The organism is Streptomyces sp. HUAS MG56 (genome assembly GCF_058673395.1).
In genome coordinates this window covers 9,570,462-9,588,897 of sequence record NZ_CM178722.1, presented here as the reverse complement: position 1 = coordinate 9,588,897, position 18,436 = coordinate 9,570,462, and the positions used below count along the sequence as shown (strand labels likewise).

Here is an 18,436-nt window from a genome sequence, read left to right as displayed (position 1 = left end):
AGCGGACGGGAACCGGACGCGGCGCGGTCAGAGCCCGAGGCGGACGGCGACGAGCCGCGCCACCGGCTCCCTGACGCACCGCTCGGCCAGCGTGCCGGCCTTTTCGTGGGTCCCATCCTGCACGGCGGAGATCACGGCGCGGTGGCGGTCCGCAACTTCTTCACGAAACGCGTCGTCGGCGAGGACGAGGCAGAGCAGGGCGCCGATCTCGCTCTGGAGGGCGACCTGTTCGCGGGTGAGCCGGGCGGACTGGGCGGCGGCCGCGAGTTCGACGTGGAAGCGGCCGTACAGCCTGCCGCGGGCCGCCGCGTCCCCGCTGCGCGCCAACTCATCGGCGGTACGGCGCAGTTGGCGCAGGTCGTCGGGTTCGGTGCGCTGGGCGGCGAGGCGGGCGGCGGCGCCGGACAGGGCGGCCCAGTGGTCGCCGAGGTCGCGCAGTTCCTCGGTGCTCCAACCGCGCAGCCGGGCCTTGAGGCGGTCGTCGGCGGGGACTTCGGGCACGGAGACGAAGCTTCCGCCGCCGCGGCCCCGGCGGGTGGTGACCAGGCCCTGCTGGCGCAGCGCCATGAGAGCCTCACGCAGGGTGACCGTGGAGACGCCGAGCTGTCCGGCCAGTTCGCTCTCGCCGGGCAGTTGCTCGCCGTCGGCGATCAGGCCCAGCTCTATGGCGTCGCCGATGCGGCGCACCACCGCCTCCACGCGAGCCCGGTTGTCCACCGGGCTGAAGACGGCCTTGCGGGCGGCGCCCTCTCTTGCGTCCTGTTTCACGGCCACCACCTCGTGCACTGACTCAAGCTTTACCCTAAGGGGCTCTTGAGCTATGAACTATGACTTCATATGTTTGCGCCAACGTTGAGCGAGCCAGAAAGGTTCCCGTATGGAGGGAATGGCGATCCGGCTGCACGACCTGCACAAGTCGTTCGGCGGGACGACCGCCGTGGCCGGGGTCGACCTGGAGATCCGGGACGGGGAGTTCTTCTCCATGCTCGGCCCGTCCGGGTCCGGCAAGACGACGGTGCTCCGGCTCGTCGCCGGCTTCGAGACCCCGGACCGGGGCCGGATCGAACTCGCCGGGCAGGAGGTCACCGGGCTCGCTCCGTTCGAGCGGGACGTGCACACCGTGTTCCAGGACTACGCCCTGTTCCCGCACATGACGGTCGAGCAGAACGTCGCCTACGGCCTGAAGGTCCGCAGGGTGCCCAAGGCGGAACGCCTCGTCCGCGCCCGCAAGGCCCTTGCCGAGGTCCGCCTGGAGGGCTACGGCCAGCGGCGCCCGGACCGGCTCTCCGGCGGCCAGCGCCAGCGCGTCGCGCTCGCCCGCGCCCTGGTCGGCCGGCCCCGGGTGCTGCTGCTCGACGAGCCTCTCGGCGCCCTCGACCTGAAGCTGCGCGAGCAGATGCAGGTGGAACTCAAGGCGCTCCAGCGGGAGGTGGGCATCACGTTCGTCTTCGTCACCCACGACCAGGAGGAGGCGCTGACGATGAGCGACCGCATCGCCGTGTTCGACCAGGGCCGCATCGCCCAGGTCGGCACGCCCGCGGAGATATACGAACGCCCCGCGACCCCTTTCGTCGCCTCCTTCGTCGGCACCTCGAACCTGCTCGACGGCGAGACGGCCCACCGGATCGTCGGCGCACCGGGCACGTACAACATCCGGCCGGAGAAGATCCGCGTGCTGAAGGAGTCCGCCGAGGCCGACGAGCCGGACCACGCCACGGCCACCGGCACCGTGGCCGACGTCATCTACCTCGGCGACGCCACCCGCTTCCTGGTCGACCTGGACGGCGGCGGCCGGCTCACCGCGCTCCAGCAGAACCTGGAGACCTCCGCCGAGGACGTCGCCGGCTACCGCGGCACCCGGGTGCGCCTGGCGTGGCACCACCGGCACGCCGTACGGCTGCCCTCCTGACCGCTCCCGTCCCTACGCCTTCCTGGAGATCGTCGTGCGTCTCAACCGCATCCCCCGGGCCGCCGCGGTGGCCGCCACGCTGCTGCTCGCCGCCGCGTGCGGCTCCTCCGGCTCGGGCGGCTCGTCCGCCACGGGACTCAACCCGCCTCACCTCAAGGCCCCGGCGAAGCTCGGCGCGACGGAGGGCCAGGTGAATCTGATCGCCTGGGCCGGGTACGTCGAGGACGGCTCCAACGACCCCAAGGCCGACTGGGTCCACGCCTTCGAGAAGCAGACCGGCTGCCAGGTGCACTCCAAGGTCGCCGCCAGCTCGGACGAGATGGTCAAGCTGATGAAGACCGGCGAGTACGACGCCGTCTCCGCCTCCGGCGACGCCTCCCTGCGCCTGATCGCCTCCGGCGACGCGGCCCCCGTCAACACCGCGCTCGTCCCCAACTACAAGGACGTCTTCGCCGGGTTGAAGAACGGCGCCTGGAACTCGGTGAGGGGCCAGATGTACGGCATCCCGCACGGCCGGGGCGCCAACCTGCTGATGTACAACACCGAGAAGGTCAGGCCCGCGCCCACCTCCTGGTCGGCGGTCTTCGAGGACGCGGCACGCCACAAGGGCCATGTCACCGCCTACGACTCCCCGATCTACATCGCCGACGCGGCCCTCTATCTCAAGGCCACCAAGCCACAGTTGAAGATCCAGGACCCCTACGCGCTCGACCAGAAGCAGTTCGACGCGGCCGTGTCCCTGCTCAAGCAGCAGAACAGAAGCGTCGGCGAGTACTGGAGCGACTATCTGAAGGAGGTCTCCGCGTTCAAGAGCGGTGACTCGGTGGTCGGCACCACCTGGCAGGTGATCGCCAACCTCGCCGCCTCCGAGGGCGCGAAGGTGAAGGCATTCGTGCCGAAGGAGGGGTCGACCGGCTGGTCCGACACCTGGATGGTCTCCAGCAAGGCCAAGCACCCCAACTGCGCCTACAAATGGCTGAACTGGATCGTCTCGCCGAAGGTCAACGCCCAGGTCGCCGAGTACTTCGGGGAGGCCCCGGCGAACTCCAGGGCCTGCGCCGAGACCAGCGACAAGAACTTCTGCACGGTCTACCACGCCGCCGACGAGGGCTACTGGAAGAAGATCGCCTTCTGGAACACACCCATCGCGCAGTGCCTCGACGGCCGCAAGGACGTGAGTTGCGTGCCGTACGACCGGTGGGTGCAGGCCTGGACCGAGATCAAGGGCTGAGCCGTGGCGACCGACGCGGGCACCGCCGCCGGCCGGGGCACCCTCCGGCGGCTCGCCGGAAGCCTGCACCGCAGACCCCGGCTGCGCCTCGCCCTGCTGCTCTGCGCCCCGCTGCTGTGGCTGGCCGTCCTCTATCTCGGCTCGCTGGCGGTGCTGTTCGCCTCCGCGTTCTGGACGACGAACTCCTTCACCTCGCAGGTGGTGCGGGTCTGGACGACGGACAACTTCCACGAGCTGTTCACCACGCCCGTCTTCCGCGAGGTCGTCTGGCGCAGCGTCGGCGTGGCGCTCGCGGTGACCGCCCTGTGCGTGGTGCTCGCCTTCCCGGTCGCCTTCTACACGGCGCGCGTGGCGAGGCCCCGGTGGCGGCCACTGCTCGTGGTGGCCATCCTCACCCCGCTGTGGGCGAGTTACCTGGTGAAGGTGTACGCCTGGCGGCTGATCCTCTCCCAGGGCGGCCTCGCCGACTGGCTGCTGGCGCCGTTCGGACTGAGCGGGCCCGGCTTCGGCCTGCCGGCCACGGTCCTGACCCTGACGTACCTGTGGCTGCCGTACATGATCCTGCCGGTCCACACGGCCCTCGCCCAGCTCCCGGCGAGCCTGCTCGACGCGTCGGCCGACCTCGGGGCGCGGGCCGGGCGGACCTTCCGCTCGGTGGTGCTGCCGATGGTGCTGCCGTCGGTCGCGGCAGGCTCGGTGTTCACCTTCTCGCTGAGCCTCGGCGACTACATCACCGTGCAGATCGTCGGCGGCAAGACGCAGCTGATCGGCAATCTCGTGTACTCCAACATCGAGCTCAACCTGCCGATGGCCGCCGCGCTCGGCACCGTCCCCGTCGTCGTGATCGTCCTGTACCTGCTGGCGATCCGCCGCACCGGTGCCCTCAACAGCCTCTGAACCCCCTGCCGGAAGGAAGAGTGCCATGCATCTCGGCCGCACCGCGCGCATCGCCCTGCGCGCCGGCGCCGCGCTCGGTTTCGCGGTGATCTACGTGCCGCTGCTGCTCGTCCTCGTCAACTCCTTCAGCCCCGACCGCAGCGCGAGCTGGCCGCCGCCCGGGCTGACCGGGCACTGGTGGTCGGTGGCCGTGCACAACTCCGGTGCGCGGCAGGCCCTGTGGGTCTCGGTGAAGGCGGGCCTCGGGGCCACCGCGATCGCGCTCGTGCTCGGCACGCTCATCGCGTTCGCCGTGACCCGGCACCGCTTCTTCGGCCGGGACGCGGTCTCGTTCGTCGTGGTCCTGCCGATCGCGCTGCCCGGCATCGTCACCGGCATCGCCCTCAACTCGGCCTTCGGCACGGTCCTGCAGCCGCTCGGCGTGGGCCTCGGGCTGTTCACGGTGATCGTCGGCCACGCCACCTTCTGCATCGTGGTCGTCTTCAACAACGTGGCGGCCCGGCTGCGCCGTACGGCGGCCTCGTACGAGGAGGCGGCCATGGACCTCGGCGCGACCAGCTTCCGCGCCTTCGCCGACGTCACCTTCCCGCTGGTCCGCTCCGCGCTGCTGGCGGGCGGGCTGCTCGCGTTCGCGCTGTCCTTCGACGAGATCGTGGTCACCACGTTCACGGCGGGCCCGGGGATCGAGACGCTGCCCATCTGGATCTTCGACAACATGACCCGGCCGCAGCAGGCACCGGTGGTCAACGTGGTGGCGGCCGTCCTCGTCCTGCTGTCCGCGCTCCCGATCTACGTCGCCCAGCGCCTGTCCGGGGACACGGCGACGTCGAGCAGGGTGTGACACCCTGGGCGGCCGGCGGGCAGAAGGACAGGGGGCGTGATGGACACCGGAGCACGGGTGCTGCGCGCGGCGTACGAAGCCGCCGCGGACGTCGTCAGGGACCTGGGTGACGAGGAGTCGTGGCGGCCGAGCGGGTGTACCGGCTGGGCGGTCCGCGATCTGGTCTTCCACTGCCTCGGTGACGCCCAGCGCGGGCTGGTGGCCCTGCACACACCGTCGCCGCGCCCGGCGGACCGGGACGCGGTGACGTACTGGCGGGACTGGCGGCCGAACCCCGTCGGGGCGGCGAACGGCCGCCGCTGGGCACGGGTGAGTGCGAGCATGTTCCTGGACTGGGGACAGCTGCGGGGCGTGTACCTGGAGACACTGGCGGCGGCCGTGCACGCCGGGGACGCGGCCGATCCCGACCGGCGTGTGGCGACCCAGGGACATGTGCTGACCGCCGGGGACCTGCTGACCACCCTCGCGGTGGAGGCGACCGTCCACCACCTGGACCTGACCGTCGGCCTCCCGCACGCCCCGGGCCCGGCGCCCGAGGGGCTGGCAGCGGTGCGCGCCACCCTGGACGGTCTGCTGGGCCGGCCCGCGCTCCCGCAGTGGAGCGACGGACACTACGCGCGTGTGGGCACCGGCCGGGCTCCGCTCACCGCGGCGGAGCACGCCGCCCTGGGCCCGGCGGCGGACCGGTTCCCGCTGTTCGGCTGAGACCTGCGGAACCCACTGCCGACACACCGTCAGAGAGCAGACACACAGGCCGGGTTGATGAAAGCGTGCGGGTCATGAACCAGCCGCCCAGCATCAACAGTTACGTCGACCGCGTCACCGCAGGCCCCGGTGGCGCGCTGACCGACGAGGCCGGTGTCCTCACCGGCGAACTGACCGTCGCGACCATCCTGCGGCCCGACGGCCACAGCGCGCGCGTCGCCGTCCAGCCCTTCGACAGCGACAACTGGTACACCCTGAGCGGCAGTCCGGCTCCGGTGCCCGCCGGGCAGCTCGCCGCCTATCACCGGGATCTGCTGGGCCGCATCCGGCGCGGCGGCGGCACCCGGGCCAGCTGAGCGCCGACCCGACGGGATCTCGCGTGACGTGCCGTCAATATCCATATCGGCCCGGACGGTTGACTCCCTCATGAACGTGCAAAAGGCGACCCCCAGCCCTTGACCGAAGTTTTGGTCCAGACCAATCATGGCCTAGACCAATAGCCCGGCCGGGCTGCTCGACCCGTTCGACCGCCCGTCGTTCGATCGACTGTCGTTCGCTATCCGGGAGTACCCGATGACACGTCCGAGATCCGTACGCGCCCTGCTCGACGGCGTGGCCACCCTGGCCGCCTCCGCGGGGCTGGCCCTGGGGGCCACCGGCACGGCCCAGGCGGCGACCCCGCTGCCCACCCACGTCTTCGCACCCTACTTCGAGGCCTACAACGGCGACAGCCCCGCCGCGCTCGCGCAGGCATCCGGCGCCAAGTACCTGACCATGGCGTTCCTCCAAGCCGACACAAAGGGCTCCTGCACGCCGTACTGGAACGGCGCCGCCGGCACCCCGGTCGACGCCTCCGTCTTCGGCTCCGACTTCGCCACCATCCGCTCGCGCGGCGGCGACGTGATCCCCTCGCTCGGCGGCTACGCGGCCGACAACGGCGGCACCGAGATCGCCGACAGCTGTACGAACGTGGACTCCGTCGCCGCGGCCTACGAGAAGATCATCACGACCTACGACGTGTCCCGGCTCGACATGGACGTCGAGGACAACTCGCTGACGAACACCGCCGGCATCGACCGCCGCAACCAGGCCATCAAGAAGGTCCAGGACTGGGCCGCCGCCAACGGGCGCTCGGTGCAGTTCTCGTACACCCTGCCGACCACCACGAGCGGACTCGCCGACAGCGGGCTCGCCGTGCTGCGCAGCGCGAAGAACGCGGGCGCCAGGATCGACGTCGTCAACATCATGACGTTCGACTACTACGACGGCGCCGCCCACCACATGGCGACCGACACCCAGACGGCGGCGAGCGGACTGCACGACCAACTCGCCTCGCTGTACCCGAACATGTCGGACAGTCAGCTGTGGAACTCGATCGGCGTCACCGAGATGCCGGGCATCGACGACTACGGCGCGGCCGAGACCTTCACCACCGCCGACGCGACGAGTGTCTACGACTGGGCGGTCGCCAAGGGCATCAACACCCTCTCCTTCTGGGCCCTCCAGCGCGACAACGGCGGCTGCCCCGGCACCGGAGGCTCCGACAGCTGCTCCGGCATCGCCCAGGACACCTGGTACTTCAGCCACACCTTCGCGCCCTTCACCGGCGGTACGACGACCCCGCCGGCCAACGACTTCAGCGTCTCCCTCTCCCCCACCACCGCGTCGGTCGACCCCGGCGGCTCGACGACGGCGACCGTGAAGACGTCGGTGACCTCGGGCAGCGCCCAGAGCGTGAACCTGGCCGTGAGCGGCGCGCCGAGCGGAGTGACCGCCTCCCTCAGCCCGGCCTCCGTCACCGCGGGCGGCACCTCCACCCTCAGTGTGCGGACCAGCTCCTCGACGGCACCGGGCACCTACACCCTGACGGTCACCGGCACGGCCGGCTCGGTCTCGCACAGCTCCTCCCTCACCCTGACCGTGAACGGCTCCGGCGGCGGCACGACCGCGCTCGCCAACGCCGACTTCGAGACCGGCTCGCTCGCCCCCTGGACCTGTGACAGCGGCGCGACCGTGGTCGCCTCGCCCGTGCACGGCGGCTCCCACGCCCTGAAGACCGCACCCTCGGCCTCGCAGACCGGCCAGTGCGCGCAGACCCTCACCCTGAAGCCCGACACCTCCTACACGCTGAGCGGCTGGGTCCAGGGCCCGTACGCCTACCTCGGCGTCAGCGGAGGCGCCACGGCCAGCACCTGGGCCTCGCCCTCGTCGTGGTCGAAACTGACCGTCCCGTTCACCACCGGCTCCTCGGGCACGGTCACGGTGTACGTGCACGGCTGGTACGGCCAGGGCGCGGTGTACGCCGACGACCTGAGCGTCGCCTGATCCACCGCGCCCCCTCCACGCGGCCCCGCCGGGCACTCACCGGGCGGGGCCGCGTCCGCGTCAACGCCGTCGGCCCCCGACCGCGCCTCCTTCGTCCACGGCAGCTGCCACGTGGTCGGCGGCGGCCGGTCGGTGATCCTGTCCCACGGCCGACCCGGCACACGGGCCGTGCCTTCCGTAGGCTGAAGAGATCCGAGGCTCCTCCGGGACCGGGAGGTGCCCGGCAGGCAGGAGACGGCCGTGATCGTACTGGCCGCGGCGTTCGCCGTCGCGGGAGCGGCGAGCAACGCCGTGGGCACCGCCTTCCAGCGCAAGGCGGCGTCCACGTCCCGCAGGAGCGGGATCCGTCTGCTCGCGGAGCTGGCGCGGCAGCCCTTCTGGATGATCGGCATGGCCGGGGTGGTCTGCGCCGCGCTGTTCCAGAGCCTCGCCCTGGTCAACGGCCCGCTCGCACTGGTCCAGCCGCTGTTCATCCTGGAACTGCCGTTCGCGCTGCTGGTCGCCGCCCCGCTGATGCACAAGCGGATGCCGCGCTCGGGCTGGTGGGGCGTGGGCGGCTGTGTGGCGGGCCTCGCGGTCCTGCTGATCGCGGCCGCCCCGCACGGGGCCACGGACCACGCGCCGCTCACCCGCTGGATCCCGGCCCTGTCCGTGTGCGTCGGCGGAATGGCTGCGGCCGTGCTGCTGGCCGGCCGGGGCCACGCGCCGGCCCGGCGCGCCGCGCTGTTCGCGGCCGCCTCCGCGACCGGCAACGCCCTGACCGCCGCGCTGCTGAAGTCGGCCAGCGGCACCTTCGCCGACCACGGCTTCGCGGCCTTCCTGCGCGCCTGGCAGACGTACGGCTTCGCGCTCGCCGGGGTCGCCTCCGTGATCCTGCTGGAGAACGCGCTCCAGGCCGGCCCCCTGGTCGCCGCGCAGCCGGCGCTCACCATCGGTGACGCGATGGTGAGCCTGACGCTCGGCATGACCCTGTTCGACGAGCGGATCCGCCTGGGCTGGTGGCTCGTGCCGGAAGCCTGCGGCGCCCTGCTGATCGTCGCGGGCGTGGTGGTCCTCAGCCGTGCCGTCCAGAACATCACCACGGTGCCGGTGGCCGCGGAGCAACGGCAGACGGCGGCGTGACACCGGTTCCCCGGGGCTGATCACGCTCGGCCGCTACCGCCCCGCGGCGATCCCGTCGATCCAGGACTGCAGACGCTCCCCCTGGGCCGCCATCAGGCCGGGATCGCGCAGGGTGTTGGTGAGGACGGACATGCCCTGGTAGGCCGCGACGAGTTCGACGGCGAGCGCGGCGGCGTCGGCGCGGCCGAGCTGGGCGAACTGGGACTCCACCCAGTCGAGCAGGGCGCGCATGACCTTGGCGGCGGCGAGGTCCAGTCCGTCGTCGCGCTTGTCCAGTTCGGTGGCGAGGGTGCCGAAGGGGCAGCCGAAGCGGGCGGCGGTCTCGCGCTGGTCGACCCAGCCGGCGACGAGCGCCTTCAGCCGGGCGGCCGGGTCCGGGAGGGCACCCAACTGCCCTGTCAGGGCGTCGAGTTGGGCGCAGTGGGCGTCCACCGCGGCCTCGACCAGCAGGTCCTTGGTCTTGAAGTAGTAGTAGACATTGCCGAGCGGCACCTCGGCCGCGCGGGCGATGTCGCCGAGCGTGGTCTTCTCCACGCCCTGCTCGTGGAAGACCTGGACGGCCGCCCGCACCAGGCGCTCACGCTTGCCGCCCCGGTCCGGCCGCGCGGCCTTCTCCCGGGTGGCGGAATCCGAGTCAGTCACCTGACTGAGGATAGACAGCGAGCCGGGATCCGGCTAATGTCTCGACTTAGTCAGTCAACTAACTAACTCAGGGGGAACAGACCATGATCGTCGTCACGGGCGCCACGGGGAACGTGGGCCGAGCACTGGTCGCCGAACTGACCGAGGCCGGGGAGACGGTGACGGCCGTCGCACGGCACATCGGTGGCGATGCCGTCCCGCCGGGAGTCCGGGCCGTGTCCGCCGACCTCGGGAAGCCGGAGAGTCTCGCGCCTGCCCTGGACGGCGCGAAGTCCCTGTTCCTGCTGGTGGCGGGCGAGAACCCGGAAGGCCTCCTGCGCACGGCCGCGGCAGCCGGGGTGACGAAGGCGGTACTGCTGTCCTCACAGGGCGTGGGCACCCGGCCCGGGGCATACCCGCAGGCGGCGGCCTTCGAGACCGCGGTCGCCGGCTCCGGACTGCCCTTCACCGTCCTGCGCTCGGGCGGCCTCGCCTCCAACGCGCTCGCCTGGGCGGAACCGGTCCGCCGCCACCGTACGGCCGCCGCGCCCTTCGCCGACGTGGCGCTGCCGTTCGTCGACCCGGCCGATGTCGCGGCGGTGGCGGCGGTCGCGTTGCGCGAGGACGGACACACCGGCGAGACCTACACCCTGACCGGCCCGGAACCCCTCACACCGCGACAGCGCGCGGCCGCCCTCGCCGAGGCACTGGGAGAGCCGGTGACCTTCACGGAACAGAGCCCCGAGGAGGCCCGCACGCAGATGCTCGCGTTCATGCCGCCCGCGGTGGCCGACGGCACACTCGCCATCCTCGGCACGCCCACCCCGCAGGAGCGGACACCCACCGGCGACGTGGCCCGCCTGCTCGGCCGCCCGGCGACACCCTTCGCGGCCTGGGCGGCACGCAATGCGGCGGCGTTCCGCTGACGGACCGGCACACCGAGGCGATGGCCTCCCTTTTGCGCGCCACACCGACCCAAATGAACTATTTGTCGGTTTATCAGTTCTATGGTGCGAGGTGTTCGGATTCTTGACCGAGGGGGCGCACAACGCGTCGCGGAAGGGCGCGGGTTGGGATGGGCGATGAGTGGAATCAGCCGCCGGGGCCTGGCACGGCTCGGGCTCGGTGCCGGTGTCGGTGTGGCCGCCGCCTCGATGACCGGATGCGGAGGTCAGGACCGCAACGACGGCCACGAGGGGCCGGAGGCGGCGCCACGGCTGCTCGGGGACGGCTCGACGTCGTACACCGGACCGCAGCCCCACCAGCCGCCCCCGCCCACTCCCCTCGAACCCGGCCGGACCCCGCCGCAGTTCGTGGTGTTCTCCTGGGACGGCGCCGGCGAGTTGGGCACCGGCCTGTTCCCGCGCTTCCTGCGGCTCGCCCAGGACCACGGCGCACACATGACCTTCTTCCTCTCCGGCCTCTATCTGCTGCCGGAGGACAAGAAGCGGCTGTACCGGCCGCCGAACAACCCCGTCGGCGCCTCGGACATCGGCTACCTCACCGACCATCACCTCAAGGAGACCCTGACCTACGTGCGTCAGGCCTGGCTCGACGGCCATGAGATCGGCACGCACTTCAACGGCCACTTCTGCGCCGGCCCCGGCTCGGTGGCCGGCTGGACCCCGGCGCAGTGGCGTTCCGAGATCGACCAGGCCCGCGCCTTCGTCACCTCCTGGCGCACACACACCGGGTGGGACAGCGAACCACCGCTCCCCTTCGACTACGACAAGGAACTGATCGGCGGGCGCACCCCGTGCCTGCTCGGACAGGCCAACCTGCTGCCGGTCGCCCAGGAGCTGGGCTGGCGCTACGACGCCTCCTCCCCCGGCGGGCTCCAGCGCTGGCCGAGGAGGCGCGGCGGCGTCTGGGACCTGCCGCTGCAGAGCATCCCCTTCCCGGGCCACAGGTTCGAGGTGCTCTCCATGGACTACAACATGCTGGCGAACCAGTCCCTGAACACGACGCGGGCACCGTCGTACAACTACCCCTTCTGGCGCGCCCAGGCGACACAGGCGTACGTGGCCGGGTTCGAGCGCGCGTACGCGACCAACCGGGCGCCGCTGTTCATCGGCAACCACTTCGAGCAGTGGAACGGCGGCATCTACATGGACGCGGCCGAGGAGGCGCTCAAGCAGATCGCCGGCCGCGAGGACGTCCGCCTGGTCTCGTTCCGGCAGTTCGTCGACTGGCTCGACGCCCAGGAGCCCGAGACGCTCACGAAACTGCGCAGCCTCCAGGTCGGCGAGAGGCCGGCGGGCGGCTGGTCGACGTTCCTGCGCCCCACAAGCCACTACAGCGAGGCGGCGTGACCAGCGAGGCGCTCCGGCGTGTCACCGTACCGCCTCGGCGGTCTCCACCAGCGCGTGGTACGGCGTGAGGCTCTGCTTGTCGATGGAGATCCGCCGCCGGCGACGCACACCGACGGGCCCGACCCCCGACACGCCACGACCCGGACGTTCATGTCCGCGGGCGCCTCACGGTACGGCGTCCGGTCTTGTCGCGGGAGAGGACATGCAGCCATGCCTCGTACGCCAGCACCACGGTGCGGACGAGGAGACCCGTCACCGCCTCGCTCAGCCTCCATGGGACGGACGCGCCCGTACGGGACGCGGCGGGTTCACGCGGAGGCCTTTTCATGGTGGGTCCTTCAAGGCATGTGGCGTTCCAGGGCAGTTCGTCTCGGCGGGCCGGGTGCAGATGGGCCGCGGTGTCGTCAGGACGATGTGGCCAGGGCGAGGACGACGTTGTGGCCGCCGAAGCCGAAGGAATTGCTGACGGCGACGCGGATGTCCTGCTGACGTGGTTGTCCGGTGACGCAGTCGATGTCGAATTCGGGCGCCGGGGCCTGGAGATTGGCGATCGGCGGCACTGTGCGGTGCTGGATGGCGAGCACGGTCAGGACCGCCTCGACGGCGCCTGCCGCGCCGCAGCCGTGGCCGAGCACGCCTTTGGGGGCGGTGACGCTGGGGCGGTGCGGCAGTACGCGGGCGATCATGGCCGCTTCACCGGCGTCGTTCAGTGGTGTGGAGGTGCCGTGGGCGTTGACGTGGTCGACGTCGTGCGGGGCCAGCCCCGCATCGGTCAGAGCGGTGCGCAGGGCCGCCTCCGCGCCTGGGGTGCCCGGGACGGGCGCGGTGGGGTGGTGGGCGTCCGAGGTGCTGCCGCAGCCCACGAGCCGGGCGCGGACGTGGGCGCCGCGCGCGGTGGCGTCCTCGGTCCGTTCGAGGACGAGGACGCCGGCGCCTTCCCCGAAGACGAAGCCGTCGCGGTCGGCGGCGAAGGGCCGGGAGGCAGCGGTGACCGCGTCGGCGCGCCGGGACAGGGTGCCTGCACGCCAGAACGCCGTGGTGGTGAGCGGGGTGATGGCGGCTTCCGTGGCCCCGGCCACCGCGACGTCGCACTGGCCGGATGCGAGCAGGTCGCGGGCCAGCGCGATGGCGGTGGCGCCGGAGGCGCAGGCGGTGGCCGGGGCGAGACTGGGGCCGTGCGCGTGGAGGTCGATGGACACCTCTGCGGCCGCCATGTTCGGGACGAGCTGGGGGATGGTGAGCGCGGAGACCATGTCGGGTCCCCGTTCGTCCAGCCGCTTGCCCTGCTCTTCACGTACTGCGTCTGCACCCAGCCCGCAGCCGACGACGACGGCGACCCGGTCGCCGTTCCATGTCGCGGGATCGAGGCCGGCGTCGTGCACCGCCTCGCGGGCGGCGAGCACAGCCAGCTTCGCGTTGCGCGACATGCGCCAGGCCGTGCGTCCGACGCGCTGGTCCAGAGCGTCCCGGGTGAGGGGGACGCGGCAGGAGAAGTCGACAGGCAGGCCGGCGAGCGCCGGATCGCGAGCCGCGGTGCCCACGCCGCGGCACACGGCGTTCCAGGTGGCATCGGTGTGCTCTCCGCCCGGGGTGAGCAGGCCGAGTCCGGTGATGGCGACGGGCGCTGTCATGAGGACGCCGCCGCCCCGGTGTCTTCCGCGCGCAGGATGTCCAGGCGATCGACGATCTCGGTGATGGTCGTGCTGCGGGCGGCGTGCTCGCCGGTGACCGTCACCCCGAACCTCTCGTGGATGACGAGCCACAGATCCGCCAGGGCCAGGGAGTCCAGGCCCAGTTCCTCCAGCGTGGCCTGGGGCTGGATCTCGTCTTCTGGGATGCGGAAGGTGCTGGTCAGGATGGAGCAGAGGAGCTGGTGCGTTTCCGGCATGAGGTTTCCTTGCTGTCGTCCGGCGCGGACGGGGTGGTCCGGGTCAGCTCTGCGAGGCCGGTCTCGAACCCGATCGGCGGGTCGAAGCCCAGCTCGCGGCGTGCTGCGGTGAGGTCGAAGTGGTGCGGCTGCAGGAGTTCGGTGACCAGGAAGCGGCTCAGGGCGTGGGTGCGAGGGCTGCGGATGACGCGCAGCCAGGTGTCGCTGACGGCGGCCGCGGCCGTTGCGAGGCGGGGTGGGACGGCGCACCAGCGGGCGTCGATGCCGGCGGCTGCCAAGAAGTGGTGGACGATCTCGCGCAGGGGACGCGGGTCGTCCTGGCCGATGAAGTAGGCACGGCCGCCGGCCGCCGGGGGCTGCTGGAGACGGTCCAGGGCAAGGAGATGGGCGTGGGCGGCGGTGCGCAGATGCGTGGTGTCCACGAGGTTTCCTCCGTGCCCGGGCATCAGCAGGCGGCCGGCCAGGACGGCCCTCGCCAGGGCCGGGGCGAAGTGGGGGTCGCCCGGGCCCCAGATGATGTGCGGACGCAGCGAGACGGTGGCCAGCTCGGGACTGTGGGCGGCCAGCACGAGGGCCTCGGCACGGGCTTTCGCGGCCGGGTAGGCGGCCAGGTGCCGACGCGGGTAGGGAAGATCCTCGGCGACACCCTCCAGACCGCCGGGGCGGAAGACGACGCTGGCGGTCGAGGTGTACACGAGGGTGCGCACCTGATGGGCGCGGCACTGCTCGATCACGTGGCGGGTACCGCCGACGTTGGTGGCCCAGTAGGGCGCCGGCGGGCCGCTGACCCCGGCCAGTGCGGCATTGTGGATGACGGCGTCGCAGCCGGCGACGGCACGGGAGACCGCGCCCGCGTCGGTGAGATCACCCAGGTGCTGCTGGACTCCCAGGTGTTCCAGCGGGGTGCTGGGGCGGCGGCACAGGGAGGACGTGGCGATGCCCCGTGCTGTCAGCTGCCGGCAGATCTCCCGTCCCAGGAAGCCGCTTGCTCCGGTGACCAGTACTTTCACCGCGGCCTCCCGCGCAGGCGCTTGGCGGCCCAGGCGGCCAGCCGCGGCCGGTCGATCTTGGAGTTGTGCCGGGGGTCGGTGGGAAAGCCCGGGTGCGGCAGCAGGGCGCCGATGCGGTGTGCTGCCGGGTGGCCCGTCAGGGCGGCGCGTACCGCGGCCAGCGCCGTGGCACGGTCGGCGGAGGGCTGGACTTCCACGCACAGGACGGGCAGTTGGCTCCCCGCCGGGCCGACGCCGACCAGGGCGGTGCGCGAGACGCCCGGGGCGGTGTCGGTCACGATCTCGACGTCTTCGGTGGTCAACGAGGAGCCGGAGGTGGTGACCAGGTGCGCCCGGCGGCCGAGGAACCACAGCCGGCCCTGGTCGTCGAGCCGCCCGAGGTCTCCGGTGCGGTGCAGCACACCACGGTCGGTCTCGATCTTGGTGGCGGCGTCGGCCTCGGGCTGTGCGTGGTAGGCGGGGCTGACGGTGGGGCCGCAGACGGAGATCTCACCGAGTCCGGTGGCGTCGGCGTCCAGGATCCGGGCGTGGAGGCCGGGCAGCGGCCGGCCCAGGCAGGTGCCGGCCTGCCCGGCGGGCGGCCGCGGGCGCGCGGTCCGCAGGTCGTGGTCGGTGATCGCGGAGACGGGCAGGCACTCGGTGGCGCCGTAGACGCTGAGGAGTTCGGCGTCGTCCGGGACGGCCTTGCGCAGCGCATCGGCGAGACGGGTGCGCAGCGGGGCGCCGAAGGACAGGATCTGCCGTACCGAGGGCAGGGTGATGCCGTGGCGGGCGCAGTGGGCGGCGATCAGGGTGAGAACGGCGGGCGAGGCGAGGATCTTGGTGACGGAGTGCCTCAGGATCGGCTCGACGAGTTCCCTCGGCGGTGTGCGGGCCGGGGCCAGATGGTTGACGGCAGGGGCGACGGTGGTCAGGTCCAGGAGCGGGCCGAGCATGGCCACCGGCAGGAAACCCGCGAGGAGGACGTCGTCGGCCCGGGGGGTGAGCAGCCCGGTCAGCGCGTCGAGCTGCCCGGTCAGGGTGGTGTAGCGGTATTCCGCTCCTCTGGGGCGGCCGGTGGAGCCGGAGGTGAAGGCGATCATGGCCAGGTCGTCGCCGCTGGGCTCCGCCAGTCGTGGCAACGGCCCGCTGCCGTCGGGCGCTTGAGTCGTCAGCCGACGCCCCGGGGCGAGCGGTGTTCGGCCCGTGACCAGGGCGATCCGCACATGGGGGCGGCCCCATCCCCGTGCTCGGCGTCCCAGGTGGGCGAGAGGCTCGCCGATGAGGACGTCCGGGGCGATCTCCTTGAGGCAGCGGCCCACTTCGGCGCGCGGCTCGATCAGGACGGGGACGGCGCCGAGGGAGCACAGGGCGTAGGTCACGGCTGTGAGGTCGTAGGCGTCGCGTGTCATGACCACGGCCTTGTGGCCGGGGAGGACCCCGGCCTCGCGCAGGGCCTGGGCGGTGGCGTGGCAGCCTCGTAGCAGTTCGCCTCGGTGGACGGTGCGGTCGGTCTGCTTACGGCAGCTGATGAGCGCGGTGGCCTCGGGCTGTTCGGCCAGGCGTGACAGGCGTGCGGTGACGTTCAGGGCGGTGGCGGTCACGGGGTCCCTCGCAAGAAGTCGCGGATGTGGTCGCCGAGTTCGCCGGCGGCGTCCTCCATCACGAAGTGACCGGCGTCGGGGAAGCGGTGGATGGCGGCGTGCGGGTAGCGGCGAGCCCATTCCTCCAGGACGAGGGGTGTGAACACGGGGTCGCGCATGCCCCAGCCGATGAGCATGGGCACCGCGCCCAGGCCGGCGTCGGGGTTCGGGGGTTCGAGCAGTTGCCAGGCCGGGTCGGTGCTGTCGCGCGGGATGGCGCGGATGGCGTCGACGACGGCCCGGCGCTCGCCGCTGCGGGCATACGGCCGCAGGAAGGCGCGGCGCTCGGCCGCGGGCAGCCGATGGTGGACCCCGGCGTGAACGGCGGTGCGGGCGAAGGCGTTGGTGAGGTGGACGAAACCGGACACCAGCGCATGGTCGCGGATCCAGCGCAGATAGAAGGGGAGCTGAAAGCCGGCGGGCCAGGGGAAGGCGACGGTGTTGCAGACGACCAGGCGGGTCACGACGCCTGGGTGCCGCAGGGCCCAGGCGATGCCGAGCGGGCCGCCCCAGTCGTGCAGGACCAGCGTCCAGCCCCGCTCGGGCAGTTCTCGGTCCTGTGCCAGGTGGCGGTGGAGGGTGTCCAGGTGGTCGAGTTGGGCCTGGTAGGGGTCCGGGCATCCGGCGGGCGGCCTGAGATGACGGGACATCCCGAAACCGGGCAGGTCCGGTACCACGCACCGGGCGTGCGGCGAGAGACGGCCGACCAGTTTGCGCCAGGCGTAGCTCCATGACGGGTTGCCGTGCAGGAACAGCACCGGATCACCGCTGCCGAGGTCCAGATAGTGCTGTCCGGTGGACGGGACCCGCCGCCAGTGACGGGGCGGTGGATAGCCCGGCATCAACCGGTCGATCACGGCCTCTCGCGTCGGCGGGGCGAGAGCGGGTTCCGGGGCGCGGCCGGCCGTGCCGCTCACCATCGGAGCAGCGCCAGGCCGAAGCTGAAGCCGCTGGCCAGGCCGAGCATCGTCACGATGTCCCCGCTCTCGACACGGTCGGCTTCCCGGGCCTTGACCAGTTGCAGTGGCAGGGAGGCCGCAGCGGCGTTGCCGTGTTCGAGCACGGCGGGCATGCATCTGTGCTCAGGCAGGGAGAACAGCTGGATCACCTCCCGGTACTGCGGCATGGCGATCTGGTGGAAGGCGATGAAGGCGCCGGCGCGTGCCGTGTCGAGTTCGCTGCCTGCGACGGTCAGGATCTCCGGGAGAACGTCGAGCGCGCCCTGGCGGAGGTCTCCGTTCAGACGCAGTGTGGTGTGGTCGTCGTGCACCGACCGGCTGTGCATCGTTCCCCCGCCGGCCACGGTGCACGACTGCCAGGCGGCGGAGTTGCTGACGAAGCGCATCGCCAGTACTCCGGGATCGTCGTCGCCCGCGGGTCCGGCGGTGAGGACCATCGCGGCGCCGGCGTCCGACGCGGTGTAGCCCGGCAGTGCCCGAAGCAGAGCCTGGCGGTCGGGGGCGTGCCACCGCGTGACCAGGGAACCGACCTCCCCGCAGGCGATGAGCACGGTGCGGCGGTGGCCTGCCGCGATGAAGGCCGCGGCCACCTCCATGGCGTTGAGGACGCTGTTGCAGGCGTTCTTGACGTCGAACACCGGGCAGGACGCACCGAGTTTCGCGGCCACGAGGTGAGAGGTGGCGGGCTCGATCAGGTCGTGCGCCGTCGCGGCGAACAGCAGCAGGTCCACGTCGTCGATCTTCAGGCCGGCCTCGTCGAGTGCCGTGCGTGCGGCGGCCACGGCAAGGTCGGAGGCGTTCTCGCCGTCCTCCCGGACATGGACGCCGCGTACCCCGGTGAGATCCTCCAGCAGGCCCGGGGGCGGGGCGTAGCCGCCCGTCTCGGCGATTTTGGCGCGGACTTCGTCCATGGTCCGGTAGTGGGACGGCAGGTGAGCGGCGACGGCAGTGATGCGGGCACGGCGGGCTTCGGGCACCGCGCCACCGTAGCGGC

Annotated in this window: 19 protein-coding genes; 10 read left to right on the top strand and 9 right to left on the bottom strand. The window is 71.9% G+C overall.

Going from position 1 to position 18,436, the window contains the following annotated elements; genetic code table 11:
* Positions 1-27 precede the first annotated feature (27 nt).
* Entirely contained in the window at positions 28-777 is a 750-nt protein-coding gene (locus tag AC4OXY_RS43655) for a FadR/GntR family transcriptional regulator (protein WP_376292010.1), read from the bottom strand.
* 100 nt (positions 778-877) lie between these two features.
* Here AC4OXY_RS43655 and AC4OXY_RS43650 point away from each other — a divergent pair, with 100 nt between their 5' ends.
* From AC4OXY_RS43650 to AC4OXY_RS43615, 8 genes are all read left to right on the top strand, one after another.
* On the top strand, positions 878-1,909 hold the full coding sequence (locus AC4OXY_RS43650; RefSeq protein WP_491992494.1) for an ABC transporter ATP-binding protein: 1,032 nt from the start codon (positions 878-880) through the stop codon (positions 1,907-1,909).
* 34 nt (positions 1,910-1,943) lie between these two features.
* Positions 1,944-3,140, top strand: a complete 1,197-nt coding sequence (locus tag AC4OXY_RS43645) for an ABC transporter substrate-binding protein (protein ID WP_402065712.1) — start codon at positions 1,944-1,946, stop codon at positions 3,138-3,140.
* Positions 3,141-3,143: 3 nt separating this feature from the next.
* On the top strand, positions 3,144-4,037 hold the full coding sequence (locus AC4OXY_RS43640; protein ID WP_491992493.1) for an ABC transporter permease: 894 nt from the start codon (positions 3,144-3,146) through the stop codon (positions 4,035-4,037).
* A 25-nt stretch (positions 4,038-4,062) separates the two neighbouring features.
* Positions 4,063-4,878 carry an ABC transporter permease gene (locus AC4OXY_RS43635; RefSeq protein ID WP_491992492.1) on the top strand — a complete coding sequence of 272 codons (816 nt, stop codon included), beginning with the start codon at positions 4,063-4,065 and terminating at the stop codon, positions 4,876-4,878.
* A 39-nt stretch (positions 4,879-4,917) separates the two neighbouring features.
* Positions 4,918-5,583 (top strand): maleylpyruvate isomerase N-terminal domain-containing protein, encoded by a 666-nt coding sequence (locus tag AC4OXY_RS43630; protein WP_491992491.1) that lies wholly within the window; start codon positions 4,918-4,920, stop codon positions 5,581-5,583.
* A 74-nt stretch (positions 5,584-5,657) separates the two neighbouring features.
* Positions 5,658-5,939 (top strand): hypothetical protein, encoded by a 282-nt coding sequence (locus AC4OXY_RS43625; RefSeq protein ID WP_356033231.1) that lies wholly within the window; start codon positions 5,658-5,660, stop codon positions 5,937-5,939.
* A 217-nt stretch (positions 5,940-6,156) separates the two neighbouring features.
* On the top strand, positions 6,157-7,908 hold the full coding sequence (locus AC4OXY_RS43620) for a carbohydrate binding domain-containing protein (protein ID WP_491992490.1): 1,752 nt from the start codon (positions 6,157-6,159) through the stop codon (positions 7,906-7,908).
* 240 nt (positions 7,909-8,148) lie between these two features.
* Positions 8,149-9,030, top strand: coding sequence for a DMT family transporter (locus AC4OXY_RS43615; RefSeq protein ID WP_491992489.1), 882 nt, complete (start codon positions 8,149-8,151; stop codon positions 9,028-9,030).
* A gap of 33 nt (positions 9,031-9,063) precedes the next feature.
* On the opposite strand, the gene AC4OXY_RS43610 is transcribed toward AC4OXY_RS43615, so the two are convergent.
* Entirely contained in the window at positions 9,064-9,672 is a 609-nt protein-coding gene (locus AC4OXY_RS43610; protein ID WP_356036781.1) for a TetR/AcrR family transcriptional regulator, read from the bottom strand.
* Positions 9,673-9,755: 83 nt separating this feature from the next.
* Between AC4OXY_RS43610 and AC4OXY_RS43605 the strand changes: the two genes are divergently transcribed.
* Positions 9,756-10,577 (top strand): SDR family oxidoreductase, encoded by an 822-nt coding sequence (locus AC4OXY_RS43605; RefSeq protein WP_491992488.1) that lies wholly within the window; start codon positions 9,756-9,758, stop codon positions 10,575-10,577.
* A gap of 156 nt (positions 10,578-10,733) precedes the next feature.
* On the top strand, positions 10,734-11,963 hold the full coding sequence (locus AC4OXY_RS43600) for a polysaccharide deacetylase family protein (RefSeq protein WP_376291665.1): 1,230 nt from the start codon (positions 10,734-10,736) through the stop codon (positions 11,961-11,963).
* A gap of 148 nt (positions 11,964-12,111) precedes the next feature.
* Here the strand turns inward: AC4OXY_RS43600 and AC4OXY_RS43595 are convergent, their stop codons facing one another.
* The 7 genes from AC4OXY_RS43595 to AC4OXY_RS43565 form a co-directional block, all read right to left on the bottom strand.
* Positions 12,112-12,291 carry a hypothetical protein gene (locus tag AC4OXY_RS43595; protein WP_491992487.1) on the bottom strand — a complete coding sequence of 60 codons (180 nt, stop codon included), beginning with the start codon at positions 12,289-12,291 and terminating at the stop codon, positions 12,112-12,114.
* A gap of 76 nt (positions 12,292-12,367) precedes the next feature.
* The gene (locus AC4OXY_RS43590; RefSeq protein ID WP_491992486.1) at positions 12,368-13,594 is read right to left on the bottom strand and encodes a beta-ketoacyl-[acyl-carrier-protein] synthase family protein; all 1,227 of its coding nucleotides are present in this window, start codon (positions 13,592-13,594) and stop codon (positions 12,368-12,370) included.
* Positions 13,591-13,851, bottom strand: coding sequence for an acyl carrier protein (locus tag AC4OXY_RS43585; protein ID WP_362822445.1), 261 nt, complete (start codon positions 13,849-13,851; stop codon positions 13,591-13,593). The genes AC4OXY_RS43590 and AC4OXY_RS43585 overlap by 4 nt, the downstream gene beginning before the upstream one ends.
* The gene (locus AC4OXY_RS43580) at positions 13,815-14,861 is read right to left on the bottom strand and encodes an NAD-dependent epimerase/dehydratase family protein (RefSeq protein ID WP_491992485.1); all 1,047 of its coding nucleotides are present in this window, start codon (positions 14,859-14,861) and stop codon (positions 13,815-13,817) included. The genes AC4OXY_RS43585 and AC4OXY_RS43580 overlap by 37 nt, the downstream gene beginning before the upstream one ends.
* Positions 14,858-16,444, bottom strand: a complete 1,587-nt coding sequence (locus tag AC4OXY_RS43575) for an AMP-binding protein (RefSeq protein ID WP_491992484.1) — start codon at positions 16,442-16,444, stop codon at positions 14,858-14,860. The genes AC4OXY_RS43580 and AC4OXY_RS43575 overlap by 4 nt, the downstream gene beginning before the upstream one ends.
* Positions 16,441-17,403 carry an alpha/beta fold hydrolase gene (locus tag AC4OXY_RS43570; RefSeq protein ID WP_356036758.1) on the bottom strand — a complete coding sequence of 321 codons (963 nt, stop codon included), beginning with the start codon at positions 17,401-17,403 and terminating at the stop codon, positions 16,441-16,443. Before AC4OXY_RS43570 ends, AC4OXY_RS43575 begins: the two co-directional genes overlap by 4 nt.
* Positions 17,397-18,419, bottom strand: a complete 1,023-nt coding sequence (locus AC4OXY_RS43565; protein ID WP_491992483.1) for a 3-oxoacyl-ACP synthase III family protein — start codon at positions 18,417-18,419, stop codon at positions 17,397-17,399. The genes AC4OXY_RS43570 and AC4OXY_RS43565 overlap by 7 nt, the downstream gene beginning before the upstream one ends.
* Between the last annotated feature and the right edge of the window lie 17 nt (positions 18,420-18,436).